Source organism: Pantoea hericii (assembly GCF_014155795.1).
GTDB classification, from domain to species: Bacteria; Pseudomonadota; Gammaproteobacteria; order Enterobacterales; family Enterobacteriaceae; genus Pantoea; species Pantoea eucalypti.
In genome coordinates this window covers 187,428-204,920 of the sequence record NZ_SCKV01000008.1, presented here as the reverse complement: position 1 = coordinate 204,920, position 17,493 = coordinate 187,428, and the positions used below count along the sequence as shown (strand labels likewise).

The following is a 17,493-nucleotide window of genomic DNA, read 5'->3' as shown; positions in this document are numbered from 1 at the left end:
GCCGTCCTGCGATTATTCGCCGTCGGTGATGGGCTGGCGCACCAGCAGCAGGTAGGCGAGTGCGCCAACCAGCGTGACGCAGGCACAGATCATCAGCGCCAGGCTGAACGATTTGGTGGTGTCGAGCACCCAGCCGGTGATCACTGGCGCGAACGAGGCGAAGATAAAGCTGGCAAAGTTCTGGATGCTGCCGACCGAAGCGGTCATGCGGGCGGTGACGTTGGCGTGGATCAATCCCCAGCATGAGGTGCCGGCGAAATGGATACAGAACAGCGCCATGCCAATCAGCGTCACGGCGCTGGTGGTATCGGTCGCGCGGGTCACCACGGCGGTGAATCCGGCTGACAGCAGCATCCCACTGACGATGCAGACTTTGCGGGTTTTTACGGCGTTAAAGCCACGACGCACCAGCGAGTCAACCACATAGCCATTCAGCAGCATGCCCGCTGCACCAAACAGGAACGGAATCGCCGCCAGCAGGCCAGTACTTTTCAGATCGAGATGATAGGTGGACTGCAGGTAGCCCGGCAGCCAGGCGATATAGAGCCACGCGGTGTAGTTGATGCCGCTGAAGCCAATCATCATGCCCCACATGGTGCGCTGCTTAAACAGGCCACGCCACTCTTTGAAGCTGATCGGCTCTTTCCGCGACGCCACGCTGCCCGCCTGCAGATAGTGGATCTCTTCGGCGCTCAGGGTGTTGTTGTCGCGGTCGCGGTAAATCATATACCAGCCGATAGCGAGGAACATGCCGAGGATACCGATGGTAACAAACATGCCACGCCAGCCCATCACCAGCATCATCGCCGCCAGAATCGGCGGGGCCACCGACAGCCCAATCATCGAGGCGGCATTGAACATCCCCATCGGCATGCCGCGATCTTTAATGTTGAACCAGTCGTTGATCACTTTCACGCCGCACGGGTTCATCGGCGCTTCGCCAATGCCCAGGCCAATGCGCACCAGGATGAACTGGGTAAAGTTATGCACCAGACCCGAGGCGGCCTGGAACAGCGACCAGATAAACATGCCGATGCCGAGCATAATGCGCGGCCCTTTACGATCCAGCAGCGCGCCACACGGCAACTGCGCCAGGCCATACGCCAGCGAAAAAGCAGAAAGCAGGAAGCCGATTTCGGTGGCGCTTAGCCCCATCTCATCGCGGATGGTCATGTTCGCGACCGACAGCGAGCTGCGATCCAGATAGTTGATGATGGCGGCGAACAGCAACAGCAGCATCGCCGTAATCTGCACTTTGCGGATACGCGGTGAACGCACCACATCGCTGCGCATTGGCACGAAATCCTGGCCTGGTGGCGTGTCGCCGGTCACGCTGTCGCGACCGGTTACTGAGGTCTTTTCCATTGCACTCTCCCGAAACTGGGTACTTATCGTTATGGTGAGAAGGGGTCTGCGCGCAGCGCAAAAGGCCGCCGTGACGTTGCAGTCGAGACTAAGAGCAAAGGGTTAAGGATGTTGCAAAGATGTTTCTGAATCGTGCGGGAGCTAATGCTTTGTGGTTTTTAATCGGTTTTTAATTGTACTGACCGATTGAGCGCACCATTGAGGTTTTAGCGGTCGCCAGATGGTTATGTAATGCACAGAGCGCATCAATATCCTGACGGCCAATCAGCGCGGTCAGTATCGCCATATGCTCCTCCAGCGCGACAATGTTACGCTGCTTAAGATCGCTTTCATCCCACTGATAATGTGAGTGAAAGATGACTGAGATGATCTCCAGCGACTGATTAAAAAATGGATTATTGGCGGCGGATAAAATCAGCGAATGCATCTGACGGTCCAGCGCAGCAAAGTGGCGATAGTTGCTGGCGATGGTGTCGCGCATGGATCGGTGACGATCCAGCAGATCCCGCGCCTGCACCCAGCGCTCATCGCTGGCGGGCAGATTCAGGAAGCGGCTCAGGGCGTGGGTTTCCAGCATCTCGCGCAGTTCAAACAGCTTCTCGGCATAATCCTGAGTGAATTTTTTCATGCGCCACTGACCGCGTTTCACCGGCTCCAGCAGGTCATAGCGCATAAAGCGCAGCAGAAATTCGCGCACCACAACCGGACTGACTTTCACCTGCTGCGCCAGTTGCAGCTCGCTGAAGGTGTCGCCGGGCACCAGCTGCCGCTGATTGATCATATTAAAAAACATCTGCTCAAAGTGACTGGCCTGCTGCTCAATCGGCGGCGTTAAGGCGCTAAAACTGTCCTCATCGCGGGGATCACGCACGATAACGTAGGTTTGATCCACTTTATCCAGCACGCCGCACTGATGCAGATAGTGCAGGGTATGTCGCACCGTGGTCCGGCTGATATTGAACATCTCCGCCAGCGCCGCCTGCGGTGGCAGGGGCGAACGAATATGTCGCTGAGCGATACTCTCCAGCATCTGGTTGATGACGTTCTGGCGCAAATTCTGGCTGCGGCTCATCTGACTCTCCGGTTTTTAATGCATTAAAAACCATTCAAAGCCCAAAAAAATCGCCGTGCTTCACACTTCCCGTAAACGAACGCTGCGCATCAGGCAGGATTCGCCGTAACTGCCTGCAGGACAACCGGAGAATCACCATGACAACAATGAAAGCACTGGTCATCGCTGAACCACGTAAGATGGTCTGGGCCACCCGCGACACCCCCACGCCTGCCGCTGGCGAGGCGCTGATTAAAATTCTCACCGCCGGAATCTGCGGCACGGATATCCACGCCTGGTCCGGCAATCAGCCGTTCTTCAGCTATCCACGGGTGCTGGGCCATGAAATCTGTGCGGAAGTGGTGGCGCTGGGTAGTGGCGCCGAGGGCTTTCAGGCAGGCCAGCGGGTGGCGTTAATGCCCTACATCTCCTGTCTGCGCTGCGACGCCTGCCAGAGTGGCAAGACCAACTGCTGTGAACAGATCTCGGTGATAGGCGTGCATCAGGATGGCGGTTTCTGCGACTACTTAAGCGTGCCGGTCAGCACGTTGCTGGCGGTGGATGAGGTGGCCCCGGAAGCGGCCGCGCTGATTGAGCCCTTTGCCATCAGCGCCCATGCGGTGCGTCGTGCAGGCATTGTGGCGGATGAGCAGGTTCTGGTGGTGGGTGCCGGACCGATTGGGCTGGGTGTCGCCGCCATTGCCGCCGCCAGTGGCGCGCAGGTCGTGGTGGCGGACACCAGCGAATTCCGTCGCCAGCATGTCGCTGATCAGCTGGGTCTGGCGGCACTGAATCCGGCGGATGAGGCGTTTTACAGCGCGCTACGGGATCAGTTTGGTGGTCGTCTGGCGCTGAAAGTGATCGACGCCACCGGCAGCCCGGCGGCGATGAACAATGCGGTTAACCTGATGCGACATGGCGGCACAATCGTCTATGTCGGCCTGCACAAAGGCGATCTGGTTATCCCTGACAGTGAATTCCACAAAAAAGAGACCACGCTGATGGGCAGCCGCAATGCCACCCGCGAAGATTTTGATCGGGTAAGTGCACTGATGGCCAGCCGCCAGCTGCGTGCTGAAATGATGCTGAATCATCACCTGGCTTTCTCTACGCTGGATGAAACCTTTGAGTCGCAAGTCATCAATAATCGCGAACTGATCAAAGGTGTGATTCACTTCGACCGCTAACGCGGCGTTTCAGGGCGCGGTGAGGGTTTCAAAGAAGTGCGCCCGCACCGCGTCGGCATCCACGCCGAGCGCGATACGCTGGGCGGGCAGACCGGCAAAGGGATCATTGCGCGACGCCAGTGCGCCGAGCTTACGCACAGTCTGACCGCCGGCGATGCCCTCGGTGATGACCCGCAGCGGACTTTCAGTGAGGGTAAAGGCCTGCGGCAGCGTCAGCCACGCCACTGCCAGGGTATCGTGCAGCGCCATACCGGCAAAACCCTCCTTTGCCAGGCTGTAAGCCAGATAAGGACGACAGATAGCGCTCAGCACCGGCTGGTTCAGACGCTGAACCTCATCACTGCTGATTAACACCTTGTGCGTGACATCCAACGGGATGACCACCACGTTCAGCGCCGAGGCGAGCACCTGATCGGCGGCATGCGGGTCTTTCCAGATATTAAATTCGCTGAAGGGCGTCACGTTGCCGCTGTGGCCATCGGTGCCAAACGCGCCGCCCATGATCACCAGCTCTTTCACCAGCGGAATAATATCCGGCGCCTGATTAATGGCCGTGGCGATGTTGGTCAGCGGACCAATCGCCACCAGGGTGATCTGATGCGGCTGCGCCCGCACGCTGTCGATAATAAACTGCACCGCGCCTGGCGCCTCATCGCTGCAGGTGTTATCAAACGCATCGCCCAGTCCATCTTCACCGTGCAGCCGGGCGGGCGCTGAGGGCGCCAGTGCCAGCGGCCGTGAACAGCCGCGATAGACCTCCGCATTAATCGCCATTTTGTCGCAGAACAGCCGGGCATTTTTCACCGCCTGACCCACCGCTACGTTGCCAGACACCGTGGTAATTCCCAGCAGATGCTGCGTCCGCGCCGCATAAGCCAGCGCAAAGGCATCATCCACGCCGATATCAGTATCAAAAATCAGGGTACGCATAGGCTCTCCGCAACAGGCTGTAAACTCTCAGCATTACCCCGCCAGCGGGCAGGGCGTCAAGCGATTCATCTGCCATGCGCACAGGCTTGCCAGCCTGAAACGGGCGTCGTATTATCACCGGCTCAAGGTGATGGCGTGCCACCTTTCCCAACCGCCGGTGGGCTTAACACCGGCTGATGACGCCTGACACTCAATCCTTTCGCGGGAGCTGAGGTGTCAGGCGCAGTTTATCTCTGCCTTTCCCCCCTCAGCCCGGCATTACTCTGTTATCAGGAGCAACACATGTTTAAACCGTTACTGGCTGTGATGATCGGCGGCTCTGCCGGCTGTGTACTGCGCTGGCTGTTCTCGATGCGTTTTAATGCGCTCTTTCCTAATCTGCCGCCGGGCACGCTGCTGGTGAATCTGATCGGCGGGCTGGTGATCGGCGGCGCAATGGCCTGGTTTGTGCGCCATCCCGACGTGGACCCGATCTGGAAACTGCTGATCGTCACCGGACTCTGTGGCGGCCTGACAACATTCTCCTCGTTTACTGCGGAATTAATGGGGCTGCTTCAGACCGGAAAATATATGTGGGCGATGGCCAGCGCGCTAGTGCATGTGATTGGCTCACTGCTGATGGCGTTTGCGGGTTTTGCGCTGGTCACGCTGCTGGGCTGATCTGGCTAATCGGCGCTTGTCTTAACGCTTAAGAGGTAGATACTGTTTCAGGTTTTACGCCCGCATGGCTATTGCGGGCGTAACGCTGAACGTCACCGATTATTCCGGACGATTAAGGAGCCGAGCCATGCGAACCAATCCTACCTTCCTTAACCTGGTGTTGTTAAACGGTGAACCCGACCAGAAACTGCAGGCGGCGCGCGACGCCGGTTTTGATCAGGTCGAGATCTGGCGCGAGGATGTTGACGCATACGAGGGCGGTGCGGCAGCACTGGCTGAGATCAGCGCACTGAAGGGACCTGGCTTTACTAATCTGCAGGTGCTGCGCGATTTTACCGGCGCACCGGGTGCGCTACGGTGCCAGAAGCGCGAAGAGCTGCGCCAGTTTATACAGATTGCCCGGACGCTGGGCTGCGACACGATTCAGGCACCGGCCAGCACCCGTGAAGATTGCTGCGCCGACCAGATTGATGATGACCTGCGCTGGATGGCCTCTGAAGCTGCACGCTACAACATGCGCATTATGTATGAGCCGATGGCCTGGTGCAGCGTGGACAATACGCTGCCGCTGGCGTGGCAGCGATTGCAGCGGCTCGATCAGCCCAATATCGGGCTGGTGGTGGATCTTTTCCATATCTGCGCACTGGGCGGTGACGCCTCGCAGCTGGACGGCATTCCTGCCGACCGTATTTATGAAGTGCAGCTGTGTGATATGGCCGCGGTTCCCGCGCAGGATAAGCAGAGCCTGATGGCGATGGCAAAACACCATCGTCAGTTGCCCGGCGATGGCATTATTGATGTTGAACGCTTCGTCGATAAGCTGAAAAGTGCGGGCTATCAGGGGCCGGTGGGCATCGAAGTCTTTAATGATACGCTGAAACGCCTGCCGCCCGACGTCGCAGCACGTCATGCCTGGCAGGCGTTAAACCGCTACTGGGGTTAATCCTGTAAACACTGGCCGATAAATCCGGCGGCGTGCATAGCACCCTGAGCGGAAATAGTGTGGCCGGTGGCGGGTTCAAAGCGCGCGTCGACCGGCACCGCTGCGGCCTGGAGTCGTGCTGCGGCAGATTCGCTCTCCTGCCACGGGATCACCTCATCGGCCTGACCGTGAATCAGCAGCGCGGGCACATGAGCCTGCGGGGTTAATTCACCGTCAACCGCCAGACGCCCGGAAAAGGCGACCACGCCTGCCAGCGGATAACGGCCTGACGCCAGGGCATCCAGTGCCATGATCGATCCCTGCGAGAAGCCGACCAGCACCACATCCTGCCAGCGTTCCGCGAAGCCGTGCTGCGCAATAATCTCGCTAAGGGTTGCATCAAATGCCGCCCGCGCTGCCCGAACACGGGCAGGCCTGTTCTCAGGTGTGATGTCCGCCAGGCTGAACCACTGCCAGCCAAAACCACCGGGAAAACGTTCAGGCGCATTGGGAGAGGCAAAAATCACATCCGGCAACAGCGTCGCCCAGTGACGGCCAATTGGTGCCAGATCGTCGCCGTTACTGCCCACGCCATGCAGAAAAATTACCAGTGCTTTTGCCATCATTGCTCCTTTAGCTTATGCCCTTACAAATTGTATTCACTCATATCCGGGCCAGCCGGAACAATCCCGTTCGGATTCAGCGCCTTGATCGAGTAATAACCCTGTTTGATGTGATCGATACTGACCGTCTCACGTACGCCGGAGACCGATAACATGCTCTTAAGATAGCGATTCAGCAGCGTATAGTCGTGTATCCGGCGCAGGTTGCATTTGAACAGGCCATGGTAGGCGGCGTCAAAGCGAATCAGCGTCACGAACAGGCGAATATCGGATTCAGTCAGCCGTTCTCCCAGCAGGAAGGTGCGACCATCGCTGAGCAGGGCTTCCAGTTCATCGAGCTGGCTAAAGACGTCATTAAATGCCTGCTGATAGCTGAGGGCGGTAGTGGCGAAGCCAGCACGATAAACACCGTTATTCAGACGCTGATAGAGACTCTCATTCAGCGCGTCAATCTCCTGGCGCAGCGCTGCAGGATAGAGATCGATGCGGTTATCGGCCAGATCGCCAAAGCCGCTGTTAAACATGCGCACAATGTCAGCGGACTCATTATTGACGATGGTGCCGGTCTTCTTGTCCCACAGCACCGGCACGGTGGCGCGGCCGGTGTAATCGGGCGCGACACGGGTATAGATTTCATGCAGATATTGCGCGTTATTCAGCGGGTCCTGCTGTGCGCCGGGAAACGTGCCGAAGCGCCAGCCCTGAGCCCCGAGCTGCGGCTCAACCACCGTGACACTAATCATTGACTCCAGCCCTTTGAGTTTGCGGGCCATCAGCGCACGTGACGCCCACGGGCAGATCAGCGCCACATAGAGGTGGTAACGATCCGGTTCGGCGGCGAATTCAGTCGAGCCATCGCTACTGATAAAGTGCCGGAAACCGGATGTCTGGCGAACAAATCCGCCCTGTTTATCGGTAGCCTGCACCGGATGCCAGTCACTACTCCATTTGCCTTCTACTAACATCGCGCAACTCCTCTGTGGTGAGAGAAGTAGCTTAACTGATGACTAAACGACTGATAATCGGGTCTGTAAGACAATGATTTCTTCCAATATGGAAGAAATCACGCCGGTGGAGCGTGCGTGAAGTGCGTCACCAGGAAGTCGATGAGCAGGCGTGCCCGATGTGGCAGATGACGGGCCGGCGGATAAACCGCAAACAAGCCTAGCGGTGGCGTCTCAAAATTTTCCAGCAGCCGGACAATCTCCCCACGTTGCAGCGCCGGGGCCGCAATAAAACCGGGCAAACGCGCAATGCCCAGACCGGCGATGGCGGCCTGCAGAGAGGCTTCAGTATTGGCGAAGCGCAAACGTCCACGCACCGGCACAGTCACAATTTCACTGCTGCCGTCCCCGCTGGTAAACGGCCAGTGCCAGGGATCGCGAAAATTGGTGTCGATAATGCACTGATGCTGTGCCATGTCACGCCAGTGCTGCGGCGTGCCGAACTGCTCCAGATAGACCGGTGATGCGGCGATACGCACATGTACTTCGCTCAGCTTGCGCGCCACCAGGCTGCTGTCGCTGAGCGTGCCGATGCGGATCGCCATATCAAAACCTTCATCGACGATGTTCACGGCCCGGTCTGAAAAGCTGACATCCAGCTCAATCAACGGATAGCGGCGGGCAAACGCCACCAGCACCTGAGACAATACCGCCGTGCCAAAGGAGCCGGGTGCGCTGATTTTCAGCCTGCCGGTGGGCGTCGTCGCACTTTCACGCACGCTGGCATCCAGCGCCTCAAAGGCATCAAGCAGGTTTTTCACCCGCTCATAATAGCTGCGTCCGACATCGGTGGGCGACAGCGCGCGCGTGCTGCGCTTAAACAGCTGCACGCCGAGCTGCTGCTCCAGCTTTGAAACCAGTTTTGATGCCTGACTGCTGCTGGTGCCGAGACGCAACGCTGCGGCAGAAAAGCTGCCGGTTTCCAGCACCGTGACAAACATCCGGTCACAATCGAGTCGATCCATGGCGAAGTCCTGAGGAGGTAAAGTCGCAGTATAGGGGCTGTGGCCAGGCGATGCAGCCTTCACTTTGCGTGCCTTGACCCTTTCGCTGGCGCGGAAAACCTGCTTGACTGATTCTCTGCCCGACGTTCACTGGAGTATTTCATGTCGCTGATTCACCTGACGTCACTGGCGGAGATTCCGGCCGCCGAGTGGGATGCGCTGTTGCCTGATGACCAGCCATTTTTGCGCCACGCCTTTCTGCTGACGCTGGAAGAGAGTGGCAGCGTACGGTTTGAGGCGGGCTGGCAGCCTGACCATCTGCTGTGGCGGGAAGAGGGCGTGACCCGCGCCGCGCTGCCGGGCTACCGCAAACGCCATTCACAGGGCGAATATGTCTTTGATCACGCCTGGGCGGATGCCAGCCAGCGCGCCGGCATCCGCTACTACCCGAAATGGCTGGGCGCGATACCCTTCAGCCCGGTCACCGGTGCACGCCTGCTGGGAGAAGCCTCGGCCGCGTCTCAGCTGGTTTCAGCCCTGCCGGAAAGCCTGTTGCAGCAGGGCTTAAGCGGTGCGCACATCAATTTTACCGATGCGCAGGCTAACGCGCTGCTGGCCGATCAGCCCGACTGGCTCTTACGGCTCGGTTGTCAGTATCACTGGCATAATCGCGGCTACCGCGATTTTCAGGATTTCCTGGACACGCTGATGTCGCGCAAGCGCAAACAGCTGCGTAAAGAGCGTGAACAGGTGGCGCAGAGCGGTTTTGTGTTTGACCGCTATCGCGGTGATGAGCTGCGCGAAGAACAGTGGGATTTTGTCTATACCTGTTATGCCAACACTTATGCGGTGCGCGGTCAGCGGCCCTATCTGACGCGCGACTTCTTCAGTCTGCTGGCGGAACGAATGCCGCAGAATATTGTGGTGGTGATCGCCCGCTTACAGCAGCAACCGGCGGCAATGGCTTTTTATCTGCGGGACAGCCACTCGCTCTATGGCCGCTACTGGGGCTGCCTGGCGGAGTTTGATCGGCTGCACTTCGAAACCTGTTTCTATCAGGGAATGGATTTAGCCCTGGATGAAGGGCTGACGCGCTTTGATGCGGGTGCGCAGGGCGAGCACAAGCTGGTGCGCGGCTTTGAGCCGCAGATTACCCACTCCTGGCACTATCTGCTGCATCCCGGCCTGCGCGATGCCGTGGCCGATTTTCTGGTGCAGGAGCGGGAAGGCGTGCGCGGCTGGGCGGAAGAAGCACGCGACGCCTTACCCTATCGACGCGGCGATTAATCGATGCCGACAAAGCCACCGGTCTGATGCTGCCACAGACGGGCATACAGACCGTTCTGCGCCAGCAGCTCGTGATGGCTGCCCATCTCAGCAATACCGCCTTTATCCAGCACCACCAGTCGATCCATCTTCGCGATGGTCGACAGGCGGTGTGCAATCGCAATAACGGTTTTGCCCTGCATCAGTGACTCCAGGCTCTCCTGAATCGCCGCTTCCACTTCGGAGTCCAGCGCCGAGGTGGCCTCATCCATGATCAGCACCGGCGCATCTTTCAGTAGCACGCGGGCAATCGCCACACGCTGACGCTGACCCCCCGACAGTTTCACGCCGCGCTCCCCCACGTGTGCATCCAGCCCGGTGCGGCCCAGTGAATCGGAGAGCAGCGGAATAAACTCATCGGCGCGGGCGCGGTGAATCGCAAGCTGTAATTCCTCTTCGCTGGCGTCAGGACGGCCATAGAGCAGGTTTTCCCGAATCGAACGGTGCAGCAGCGAGGTATCCTGCGTAATCATGCCAATCTGGCTACGGAGGCTCTCCTGCGTCACTGCGGCGATATCCTGATCGTCGATCACAATCCGCCCACCGTTAAGGTCATAAAGACGCAGCAGCAGGTTCACTAACGTCGATTTACCGGCCCCCGAAGGACCAATCAGACCAATCTTCTCGCCCGGTTTAATGTCGAGATTAAAGCCGTTAATCACCTGACGGCCACCGCCATAGTCAAAGCGCACATCCTCGAATCGGATGTTGCCGCGCGTCACCTTAAGCTGTTTAGCCTGCGGCGCATCCTGCACGCTCAGCGGCTGCGCAATGGTTTTCAGGCCATCCTGAACCGTACCGATATTTTCGAAGATGCCGTTGACGACCCACATGATCCAGCCAGACATATTGACCAGGCGGATGACCAGACCGGTCGACAGCGCAATGGCGCCTACGCTGATCAGCGACTGGCTCCACAACCACAGCGCCAGCGCGGATGTAGAGACAATCAGCAGGCCGTTCAGTGCTGACAGCGTCAGATCCATGCTGGTGACCATGCGACCAGCGTGCTGAGTTTTTTCCGTCTGCTCCTGCATCGCCTCACGCGCATACTTACGCTCCAGATCGCTGTGGGCGAACAGCTTGATGGTGGCAATATTGGTATAGCCATCAACAATGGTGCCCATCAGCTTCGAACGCGATTCTGAAGAGACCACCGAACGGGCTTTGACGCGGGGCACAAAGAAACGCAGCGAGGCGCTGTAAGCGACCATCCATATAATCAGTGGGATCATCAGTCGCCAGTCGGCATCCGCAAACAACACCAGCGACGTCACGGCGTAGATCAGCACGTGCCAGATAGCGTCCACCAGCTGCACCGCGGAATCACGCAGTGAACTGCCGGTCAGCATGATGCGCTGGGCGATACGACCTGCAAAATCGTTCTGGAAGAAGTTAAGGCTCTGGCGCAGCACATAGTTGTGATTCTGCCAGCGGATCAGGTTGGTCATGCCCGGGCTGATGCTCTGGTGAACCAGCATGTCGTGCAGGGCGATAAAAATCGGCCGCAGAATCAGCGCCACTGCTCCCATCCACAGGAGTATCGGCCAGTTATCCTGAAACAGGCTGGCGGGTGTGGAGTGGTTCACCATATCGATAATGCGGCTCAGATAGCTGAACAGCGACACTTCGATCAGCGCTGACGCCAGCCCCACCACCAGCAGTGCTGCGAAACTGGGCCAGACCTGGCGCAGGTAGTAGAGGTAAAACGACCAGACCGTTGAGGGCGGTGAATCGGTGGGTGCATCATGAAATATATTGATAAAACGCTCAAAACGACGATACAACATAGCGATACTCTTTCCGTACGGTAAAGAGCTACAGCTTAGTGCATGAACCCCGTTCGGCTAAAAGGAGAAAATATGGAAATCATTATTCGGGCACGGGAACCGCAGGATGCCGCCGCCTATCAGCGCCTCTACAGTCATCCCGATGTCTATCCCTGGACACTGCAACTGCCGTTTCCCAGCGTTGCGACCTGGGAGAAAAAAATTGCCCGAATGGACGCCGAGGGGTTTATCGCCTTTGTGGCAGAAATTGATGACGAGCTGGTCGGTGAGCTGACGCTGTTTGTCGATAACAAGCCGCGCACCCGCCACTGCATCAGTTTTGGACTGGGCGTGCATCCCGATTTCGGCGGTCGCGGGGTCGGTGAGCGGCTGATTCGCACCGCAATGGACTACTCCCGCAACTGGCTGGGCATTACCCGTATGGAGCTGGAGGTGTTTCACGACAACGAACGGGCGCTGCGGCTCTATGAGCGGCTGGGCTTTGAGCGGGAAGGGGTGATGCGGCAGGCGGCACTCCGCGACGGTCAGCTGCGCGACGTGGTGATGATGGCGAAGCTGCTGCACGATAAGTGATAACCGGAGCGGCATCACGGCCGCTCCGTGTTGCATTACGGATTTTTATTGCTGTAGTGCTGCATATTCTGCTTCGTTACCAGCTCAAACGGGATCCACTGGTGAGAATCTACCTTCTGGCCTTTGATCATCTGCTGCGCCACTTCAACCGATTTTTTGCCCTGACCCACGGCATCCTGGAACACGGTTACGGCCAGTTTACCGCTGGCCAGCGCTTTCAGGCCATCCGGCGTGGCATCAATCCCGCCCACCAGAATGGTTTTCTTCGGCTTCGCCTGAGCAATGGCCATCGTGGCGCCAATTGCCATTTCGTCGTTGTTCGCGGCGACAATATCGATATCCTCACCGTTCGACAGCCAGTTGAGCATTAAATCCATCCCCTCATTGCGCGCATAGTTAGCGGTCTGCTTCAGCACCACTTTCATATTGGGATACTTCGCCACCACCTGCTCCACATCTTTGGTGCGCTGAAGCGCGCCCGCATCGCTGAGGTTGCCGATCATGATGGCGACGTTGCCACGGTAACCGGCCTGCTTTGCCAGCGCTTCCATCTGCAACGTGCCTGACTCGCGCTCGTCAGAGCCAACAAACACCACGCCTGGCGGCAGGGTTTTATCGCCCGGTGAGCGGTTAACATAGACCAGTGGAATATGGGCCTGCTGCGCCAGTTTTGTCAGGGCTGGCGTACTGGCAGAGTCCACCGGGTCGACAATAATCGCATCCACCCCGGCGCTGATAAAGCTCTGCACCTGATCGGTCTGACGCCCTACGTCGCCACGTGCATCTTCGAACTGCGCCTCCAGCTGGCGCACTTTAGCCTCTTTCTCAATCGACTGGCGGATGATAGTCAGGAAGTTCTGGTCGAAATAGGCCATCGAGACACCTATCTTCTCAGCCAGCGCCGGTGTTGAAAGAGAGAGCAGACAGAGTATTGCCCATGCATGTTTTTTCATTAGAGGCTCCCGAGGTTACCGGATGGAATGGAATTTTCATTTATTATAAAAATGGAAAAGCAGGATCATTTGCAGATTAGAAACTGCCATCAGGTTTGACAACCGGTCCTTTTCACTCTTGCTAGCGCCGCCACATTTTGCCGTGAAATCGCCTCGTCATAGCGGTCAGCGCGGGGGAAATCCCCGACCTGGTGCACACTCTGCAGTAGTGAGCCGCAGCTTTTCGCGCTTTTGTGCAGTGCCGCACGGGCAGTTGTGAGGATTGTCAGAAAACCGTTTAATCGGGCCAGACGATCCTGACATCTGCACAGTGACCCATCGTTAGCCTCCTATCTATATTTCCAGAAGCGGGAATTCTCAGCGTTATTCCTGAAAAAAACCTCGTGGTGCAACCTGCCGCTTTTTAAGGAATTCAGCTCATGCCTAAAGAACAAACGCCTCAACGGACGACCCATGTCCGCATCGGGATCCTCTGCCTGATCCTGTTTCTGTCGGTTGTGGCTTACGCCGACCGTTCGATCCTCTCGATCTCCGGGTCGGCAATCAAAGAGGAGTTCGGTCTGTCAGCGATCCAGCTGGGATTGATCCTCTCTGCTTTCAGCTGGGCCTATGTCATCGGTCAGATTCCTGGCGGACTGTTGCTTGACCGCTTCGGGGCCAAAAAAGTGTATGGCGTTACACTGGCGCTCTGGTCAGTTTCAACGCTGGCGATGGGATTTGTGGGCGAGTTCTCCAGCGGCATGACCGGCGCGCTGATGCTGATGTTTGGACTGCGCTTTATGCTGGGACTCATAGAGGCACCCAGCTTTCCCGCTAATGCGCGCGTGGTCATTATGTGGTTTCCGGGCGCAGAACGGGGACGGGCATCATCGCTGTTCAGCTCGGCGCAATATTTTGCTGTCGCTATCTTCTCGCCGCTTTCAGGCTGGCTGGTCTCGCGCTTTGGCTGGGAATGGCCATTCTTTGTGCTGGGCGGCATCGGTCTGGTGGCGGTCCTGGTCTGGGCGGCCTGGATGCGCGAGCCACGTAACCACCCCGGCGTATCGGAAAGTGAATTGCGCCACATTGTCGACGGTGGCGCGCTGGTGGATATCGATGCGGCGCAGACGCTGAAAGCACGACCACCGGTCAGCAAAGCGATGTTCAGAAAGCTGCTCACCAATCGCATGCTCTGGTGCGCCTATCTCGGTCAGTACTGCATCATTGCGCTCAGCTACTTCTTTATTACCTGGTTTCCAATCTATCTGGTGCAGGCGCGCGGCATGAACATCATGGAAGCGGGATTCGCCACTATTGCGCCAGCGCTGTTCGGTTTTCTGGGCGGCATCAGTGGCGGTTACCTGTCAGACAAGTTAATCGCCCGAGGCTGGAGCGTCTCCTGGGCGCGTAAAACGCCCTATATCGTCGGCATGCTGATGGCGTCCAGCCTGGTGCTGGCGGCGATTATTCCCGGTAACGGCGGCATCATCGCCATTATGTCCTTCGCCTTTTTCGGCAAAGGCATCGCGGCTGGCGCAGGCACCTGGACGGTGATCAGCGACACCGCACCGAAAGAGGCGGTGGGTCTGGCGGGGTCCATTTTTAACGGCATCGGCAATATTGCCGGTTTCACCACGCCGCTGCTGTTCGGCATCATCGTTGGGCTGACCGGTAGCTACAGCATTGGACTGGCGTTTGTGGCGGCACACTGCGTGGTCGCGGCGCTGCTGTTCCTGCTGGTGATGGGGCCGATTGAACGTGTCGGCGAAGAGACCGGACGCCCGGCATCATTTAACAATCAGGAGAAAGAAGATGGCATTAAAGCAATGTAAAGTGCTGATCAAAGGGAAATTTCTGCCACCGCAGCTGATCGAGAATATCGAACAGTCGTTCACCGCCTTCCGGCTGTGGGAGGCGGAGGATGAGGCGGCCTTTCTGGCTGAGCAGGGAACAGAGATCGACATACTGGTGACCAGCGGCAATGCGGTGATGGGCGCACCGGCTGCGCTAATCGCTGCGCTGCCCAACCTGAAAGCGATCTGCAGTAACGGTGTCGGATATGACAGCATTGATACGGAAGCTGCCCGGTCTCGCGGCATTGTGGTGACCAACACGCCAGAGGTGCTGAATGATTGCGTCGCCGATCTGGGGATGGCGCTGCTGCTGGATGTGGCGCGCCGCATCAGTGAGGCCGATCGTTTCACGCGCGCCGGGCACTGGGCGCAGGGCCGCTTTCCGCTGAGCAGCAAAATTGGCGGTAAGGTGTGTGGCATTGTCGGGCTGGGCAATATCGGCCAGGCGGTGGCAAGGCGTGCGCAGGCATTTGATATGCAGATTCATTACTACAATCCGCGTTCACGGCCCGATGTGCCCTATACCCGGCATGAGAGCCTGGTGGCCCTGGCGCAGCAGGCCGATTTTCTGGTGCTGACGCTGCCAGGGGGGGCTGCGACCCGCCATATTATCAACGCGGAAGTGCTGCAGGCGCTGGGACCACAGGGCTATCTGATCAATATTGCACGCGGCAGCGTGGTGGATCAGCAGGCGCTGGTGGAGGCGCTGGAAACCGGACGGATCGCCGGAGCGGGGCTGGATGTGTTTGAACAGGAACCGCAGGTGCCTGACGCACTGCGCCAGCGTGACAATGTGGTCATTACGGCACATATCGCCAGCAGCACCCGCGAAACCATGGCGGCGATGGCTGACCTGGTCTTTGAGAACATGCTGGCATTTTCCCGTGGTGAGCCCGTGCTGACACGCGTGGTGTAACCACACCAATGACGTAACCCTGCGAAACGGACGTGAGGCAGGATGCCTCTCCTCTGACCACTCATCAGACCCCCAGACTTCGCACAAAACAGCCTGAAGAAAATTTGTCCAGCTGCCGATATCACCTTACCACCCGCTGATCTTAAGGAGTGATAGCGTGATAAAGCTGATTACCATCGATGAACTGCGGCCAGGGATGTTTATCCACAAGCTTGAGGTCTGGTGGATAAAAGAGCAGCGCATTCATAATCAGATGCTGATCACCGATCCACGACAAATTGCCACGCTACGCAGCGAAGGGATCCGCCAGCTCTGGATCGACCTCGATCGATCGGTTCAGACGCCGATCGCCACCACGGTCGCAAAAAGAACCATTGGCCGCACTCCGTTTTTTCAGGAAATGGATCAGGCGCAGTTGATCTTCCAGCAGGGCAAACCGAAAGTGCGGGCGATGTTCAACGAAGCGCGGCTGGGTAACGGCCTGAAGCTCGATTATATGATGGACCTGGTGGATGAAATCGCCGGATCGATCACGCGTGAACCTTCCGCCATGCTGAGCGTGGCGCGGCTGAAAAATCATGATGACTACACCTATCTGCACTCTATGGCGGTCTGCGGGCTGATGATTGCGCTGGGTAAAAAACTCGGACTGGATGAGCAGCAGCTGCGCCGGGTGGGCATGGGCGGTTTACTGCATGATGTCGGCAAAGCGGCTGTGCCACTGGAGATCCTGAACAAAGCGGGCAAGCTGACTGAAGAAGAGTTCAGGGTGATGCGTGAGCATCCGGTGGTCGGCACGCAGATGCTGATAGAGGCCAACGCTGACGACGATCTGCTCGATATCGCTCTTCATCATCATGAAAAATATGATGGCAGCGGCTATCCGCACCGCCTGAAAGGCGAGGCGATTTCGTTCTACGCCCGCATGGCGGCGGTGTGTGATGTTTATGATGCGGTGACCTCGACCCGCTCCTATCGCAACGGCTGGACACCCGCAGAGGCGATGCACCAGATGCTGAGCTGGCGCGGCCATTTCGATCCTGGCTTGCTGCACACCTTCGTACGCACCATTGGCATCTATCCGGTGGGATCGCTGGTGCGTCTGGCTTCCGGCCGGGTGGCGCTGGTGGTGAAAGCAGGCGAAAAATCGCTGATGCGGCCCTGCGTGCATGTCTTCTGGTCGCTGCACGCCCAGCGTGAAATGAAGCCGGAAGAGCTCGACCTCGGCGACAGCTTCTGCACCGACAGTATTGTGGGTGCAGAGGACAGTAAGCTGTGGGACAACGTCGATCTCAATCGTATCTGGGCGCTGGAAGTCGCCTGATTTTTCGCCATTTTTACACTATTTTTACGCCCGCCCGCTGCATTTTAACCCCGTCTTTATACGCCTCCGCGCAAGCTAAGCCATAAATCCAAT

16 protein-coding genes and 1 riboswitch are annotated in these 17,493 nt (G+C 57.8%); of the genes, 8 read left to right on the top strand and 8 right to left on the bottom strand.

Annotated elements, in window-relative coordinates:
* Positions 1-12 precede the first annotated feature (12 nt).
* Positions 13-1,365: an MFS transporter gene (locus H7K52_RS17455; protein ID WP_003852047.1), complete on the bottom strand. Its 1,353-nt coding sequence runs from the start codon at positions 1,363-1,365 to the stop codon at positions 13-15.
* Positions 1,366-1,534: 169 nt separating this feature from the next.
* A complete protein-coding gene (locus H7K52_RS17450; protein WP_008926343.1) occupies positions 1,535-2,437 on the bottom strand; it encodes a GntR family transcriptional regulator in 903 nt (300 codons plus the stop codon).
* 137 nt (positions 2,438-2,574) lie between these two features.
* Between H7K52_RS17450 and H7K52_RS17445 the strand changes: the two genes are divergently transcribed.
* Positions 2,575-3,603, top strand: coding sequence for a zinc-binding alcohol dehydrogenase family protein (locus tag H7K52_RS17445; RefSeq protein ID WP_182630271.1), 1,029 nt, complete (start codon positions 2,575-2,577; stop codon positions 3,601-3,603).
* A gap of 9 nt (positions 3,604-3,612) precedes the next feature.
* Here H7K52_RS17445 and H7K52_RS17440 read toward each other — a convergent pair whose 3' ends face one another.
* A complete protein-coding gene (locus tag H7K52_RS17440; protein WP_182630270.1) occupies positions 3,613-4,533 on the bottom strand; it encodes a nucleoside hydrolase in 921 nt (306 codons plus the stop codon).
* A 117-nt stretch (positions 4,534-4,650) separates the two neighbouring features.
* A riboswitch (Fluoride riboswitch) is annotated at positions 4,651-4,726 on the top strand.
* A gap of 89 nt (positions 4,727-4,815) precedes the next feature.
* Between H7K52_RS17440 and crcB the strand changes: the two genes are divergently transcribed.
* Positions 4,816-5,193 (top strand): fluoride efflux transporter CrcB, encoded by a 378-nt coding sequence (gene crcB / locus H7K52_RS17435; RefSeq protein ID WP_003852055.1) that lies wholly within the window; start codon positions 4,816-4,818, stop codon positions 5,191-5,193.
* A 127-nt stretch (positions 5,194-5,320) separates the two neighbouring features.
* Positions 5,321-6,136: a sugar phosphate isomerase/epimerase family protein gene (locus H7K52_RS17430; protein ID WP_039661130.1), complete on the top strand. Its 816-nt coding sequence runs from the start codon at positions 5,321-5,323 to the stop codon at positions 6,134-6,136.
* Here the strand turns inward: H7K52_RS17430 and H7K52_RS17425 are convergent.
* From H7K52_RS17425 to H7K52_RS17415, 3 genes are all read right to left on the bottom strand, one after another.
* Positions 6,133-6,738, bottom strand: coding sequence for an alpha/beta hydrolase (locus H7K52_RS17425; protein ID WP_039661131.1), 606 nt, complete (start codon positions 6,736-6,738; stop codon positions 6,133-6,135). The genes H7K52_RS17430 and H7K52_RS17425 overlap by 4 nt on opposite strands.
* Before the next feature lie 23 nt (positions 6,739-6,761).
* Complete coding sequence (locus H7K52_RS17420; RefSeq protein WP_182630269.1) at positions 6,762-7,703, bottom strand: glutathione S-transferase family protein; 942 nt, start codon at positions 7,701-7,703, stop codon at positions 6,762-6,764.
* 98 nt (positions 7,704-7,801) lie between these two features.
* Positions 7,802-8,707, bottom strand: coding sequence for a LysR family transcriptional regulator (locus tag H7K52_RS17415; RefSeq protein WP_110410929.1), 906 nt, complete (start codon positions 8,705-8,707; stop codon positions 7,802-7,804).
* A gap of 141 nt (positions 8,708-8,848) precedes the next feature.
* On the opposite strand from H7K52_RS17415, the gene H7K52_RS17410 reads away from it, so the two are divergent.
* The gene (locus H7K52_RS17410) at positions 8,849-9,973 is read left to right on the top strand and encodes a GNAT family N-acetyltransferase (RefSeq protein ID WP_182630268.1); all 1,125 of its coding nucleotides are present in this window, start codon (positions 8,849-8,851) and stop codon (positions 9,971-9,973) included.
* On the opposite strand, the gene H7K52_RS17405 is transcribed toward H7K52_RS17410, so the two are convergent.
* The gene (locus H7K52_RS17405; RefSeq protein ID WP_008926335.1) at positions 9,970-11,802 is read right to left on the bottom strand and encodes an ABC transporter ATP-binding protein; all 1,833 of its coding nucleotides are present in this window, start codon (positions 11,800-11,802) and stop codon (positions 9,970-9,972) included. The genes H7K52_RS17410 and H7K52_RS17405 overlap by 4 nt on opposite strands.
* Positions 11,803-11,874: 72 nt before the next feature.
* Between H7K52_RS17405 and H7K52_RS17400 the strand changes: the two genes are divergently transcribed.
* Positions 11,875-12,375 (top strand): GNAT family N-acetyltransferase, encoded by a 501-nt coding sequence (locus H7K52_RS17400; protein WP_182630267.1) that lies wholly within the window; start codon positions 11,875-11,877, stop codon positions 12,373-12,375.
* Positions 12,376-12,410: 35 nt separating this feature from the next.
* On the opposite strand, the gene H7K52_RS17395 is transcribed toward H7K52_RS17400, so the two are convergent.
* On the bottom strand, positions 12,411-13,328 hold the full coding sequence (locus H7K52_RS17395) for a sugar ABC transporter substrate-binding protein (protein WP_039661141.1): 918 nt from the start codon (positions 13,326-13,328) through the stop codon (positions 12,411-12,413).
* Between the two features lie 419 nt (positions 13,329-13,747).
* On the opposite strand from H7K52_RS17395, the gene H7K52_RS17390 reads away from it, so the two are divergent.
* The 3 genes from H7K52_RS17390 (at position 13,748) to H7K52_RS17380 (ending at position 17,400) form a co-directional block, all read left to right on the top strand.
* Positions 13,748-15,139: an MFS transporter gene (locus tag H7K52_RS17390; RefSeq protein ID WP_003852073.1), complete on the top strand. Its 1,392-nt coding sequence runs from the start codon at positions 13,748-13,750 to the stop codon at positions 15,137-15,139.
* Positions 15,120-16,076: a 2-hydroxyacid dehydrogenase gene (locus H7K52_RS17385; protein ID WP_140034143.1), complete on the top strand. Its 957-nt coding sequence runs from the start codon at positions 15,120-15,122 to the stop codon at positions 16,074-16,076. Before H7K52_RS17390 ends, H7K52_RS17385 begins: the two co-directional genes overlap by 20 nt.
* 157 nt (positions 16,077-16,233) lie before the next feature.
* The gene (locus H7K52_RS17380; protein ID WP_140034144.1) at positions 16,234-17,400 is read left to right on the top strand and encodes an HD-GYP domain-containing protein; all 1,167 of its coding nucleotides are present in this window, start codon (positions 16,234-16,236) and stop codon (positions 17,398-17,400) included.
* Positions 17,401-17,493 lie beyond the last annotated feature (93 nt).

Coding starts and splice junctions, on each gene's coding strand:
- H7K52_RS17455 (WP_003852047.1), bottom strand. CDS start 1,365: ATGGAAAAGACCTCAGTAACCGGTCGCGACAGCGTGACCGGCGACACG.
- H7K52_RS17450 (WP_008926343.1), bottom strand. CDS start 2,437: ATGAGCCGCAGCCAGAATTTGCGCCAGAACGTCATCAACCAGATGCTG.
- H7K52_RS17445 (WP_182630271.1), top strand. CDS start 2,575: ATGACAACAATGAAAGCACTGGTCATCGCTGAACCACGTAAGATGGTC.
- H7K52_RS17440 (WP_182630270.1), bottom strand. CDS start 4,533: ATGCGTACCCTGATTTTTGATACTGATATCGGCGTGGATGATGCCTTT.
- crcB (WP_003852055.1), top strand. CDS start 4,816: ATGTTTAAACCGTTACTGGCTGTGATGATCGGCGGCTCTGCCGGCTGT.
- H7K52_RS17430 (WP_039661130.1), top strand. CDS start 5,321: ATGCGAACCAATCCTACCTTCCTTAACCTGGTGTTGTTAAACGGTGAA.
- H7K52_RS17425 (WP_039661131.1), bottom strand. CDS start 6,738: ATGGCAAAAGCACTGGTAATTTTTCTGCATGGCGTGGGCAGTAACGGC.
- H7K52_RS17420 (WP_182630269.1), bottom strand. CDS start 7,703: ATGTTAGTAGAAGGCAAATGGAGTAGTGACTGGCATCCGGTGCAGGCT.
- H7K52_RS17415 (WP_110410929.1), bottom strand. CDS start 8,707: ATGGATCGACTCGATTGTGACCGGATGTTTGTCACGGTGCTGGAAACC.
- H7K52_RS17410 (WP_182630268.1), top strand. CDS start 8,849: ATGTCGCTGATTCACCTGACGTCACTGGCGGAGATTCCGGCCGCCGAG.
- H7K52_RS17405 (WP_008926335.1), bottom strand. CDS start 11,802: ATGTTGTATCGTCGTTTTGAGCGTTTTATCAATATATTTCATGATGCA.
- H7K52_RS17400 (WP_182630267.1), top strand. CDS start 11,875: ATGGAAATCATTATTCGGGCACGGGAACCGCAGGATGCCGCCGCCTAT.
- H7K52_RS17395 (WP_039661141.1), bottom strand. CDS start 13,328: ATGAAAAAACATGCATGGGCAATACTCTGTCTGCTCTCTCTTTCAACA.
- H7K52_RS17390 (WP_003852073.1), top strand. CDS start 13,748: ATGCCTAAAGAACAAACGCCTCAACGGACGACCCATGTCCGCATCGGG.
- H7K52_RS17385 (WP_140034143.1), top strand. CDS start 15,120: ATGGCATTAAAGCAATGTAAAGTGCTGATCAAAGGGAAATTTCTGCCA.